A 520-nucleotide genomic window follows, 5' to 3' on the forward strand; every position below is an offset into this window, starting at 1 on the left:
CACCGCGTCAGACGCCCGTAGCAGCCCGCTACGGGCTTTTTCATGCCCTGCCCTAGCGTCCAAGCCTCACGGCCGCGCTCGGCCTCTCTGGCGAGGCGGATGTGACGCGGGTGCGCTTCGTGAAATCAGCCCAGCGGCTCGGATTCAGCCTCGACGAGATCGCAGAGCTGCTGAGGCTGGATGACGGCACCCACTGCGAGGAAGCCAGCAGCCTGGCCGAGCACAAGCTTCAGGACGTGCGCGAAAAAATGACCGACCTGGCGCGCATGGAAACCGTGCTATCCGAACTTGTGTTCGCCTGCCATGCGCGGCAAGGGAACGTTTCTTGCCCGCTGATTGCTTCGCTGCAAGGGGAGAAAGAGCCGCGTGGTGCCGACGCGGTGTAGCCGAGGGTAGTTACGCCTTAGCGTGCTTTATTTTCCGTTTTCTGAGACGACCCCTTCATGCCGCCTGTTTTTCCTGCTCATTGGCACGTTTCGCAACCTGTTCTCATTGCGGACACCTTTTCCAGCCTCGTTTG

Annotated in this window: 1 protein-coding gene and 2 pseudogenes; 2 read left to right on the top strand and 1 reads right to left on the bottom strand. The window is 61.0% G+C overall.

Annotation, left to right across the window (positions count from 1 at the left end; genetic code table 11):
• Nucleotides 1–95, bottom strand: a pseudogene (locus tag R7E78_RS30440) (relaxase); the annotation flags it as partial.
• Between R7E78_RS30440 and R7E78_RS30445 the strand changes: the two are divergent.
• Both R7E78_RS30445 and R7E78_RS30450 read left to right on the top strand, forming a co-directional pair.
• Nucleotides 90–386, top strand: a pseudogene (locus tag R7E78_RS30445) (MerR family DNA-binding protein); the annotation flags it as partial. The pseudogenes R7E78_RS30440 and R7E78_RS30445 overlap by 6 nt on opposite strands.
• Before the next feature lie 57 nt (nt 387–443).
• Nucleotides 444–520 (top strand): aminoglycoside phosphotransferase family protein (locus R7E78_RS30450; protein ID WP_225478340.1); only part of this gene is annotated, 77 nt, incomplete at its 3' end.

Source organism: Vibrio sp. YT-19(2023), from assembly GCF_033337395.1.